Consider the following 793-nt stretch of genomic DNA (forward strand, 5'->3'; position numbering starts at 1 on the left):
TATGTACATTTCTTAGAAGAAGCGGAGAAACGTAACCATCGCAAGTTAGGGAAAGAGCTTGATTTATTTATGTTCTCTGAAGAAGCTCCGGGAATGCCGTTTTATTTACGAAATGGTCAGACAATCCGGAATGAATTAGAAAAATTCCTAAGAGACTTGCAGCATTCTTTTGATTATGAAGAAGTTCGTACACCGATGATGATGAATCAGCGCCTATGGGAACAATCTGGGCACTGGAATCATTATAAAGAAAATATGTATTTCTCCGAAGTAGATAACCAGCACTTTGCTCTAAAGCCAATGAACTGTCCGGGTCATATGCTGATCTATAAGGACCAGCTTCATTCATACCGTGATCTTCCGATTCGAATGGCGGAATTTGGTCAGGTCCATCGTCATGAATTTAGCGGTGCATTGAATGGGATGCTCCGGGTAAGGACCTTTTGTCAGGATGATGCTCATATCTTTGTGACTCCGGAGCAAATTGAAAATGAGATTCGCTCAGCCCTTAATCTGATTGAATATGTGTATGAGACATTTGGCTTCGAGTATTCGATTGAGCTTTCTACGAGACCTGAAGATTCAATGGGAGATGATGCTCTATGGGACCAAGCCGAAAATGCATTAGAAAAAGTCCTTGATTCCCTTGATTATAAGTACAGTGTAAATGAGGGAGATGGTGCTTTTTACGGGCCTAAGATTGATGTGCATATTAAAGATGCTCTAAATAGAAGCCATCAATGTGCTACCGTCCAGCTTGATTTCCAAATGCCTGAGAAATTTGATTTATCCT

The 793-nt window shown here is 40.6% G+C and carries 1 protein-coding gene; it reads left to right on the plus strand.

What is annotated here, in order from left to right:
* Positions 1-793 (plus strand): threonine--tRNA ligase (gene thrS / locus ACGTN6_RS20645; RefSeq protein ID WP_394594940.1); only part of this gene is annotated, 793 nt, incomplete at both ends.

Source organism: Halomonas sp. B23F22_20, from assembly GCF_043496985.1.
Taxonomy (GTDB): Bacteria; Pseudomonadota; Gammaproteobacteria; order Pseudomonadales; family Halomonadaceae; genus Halomonas.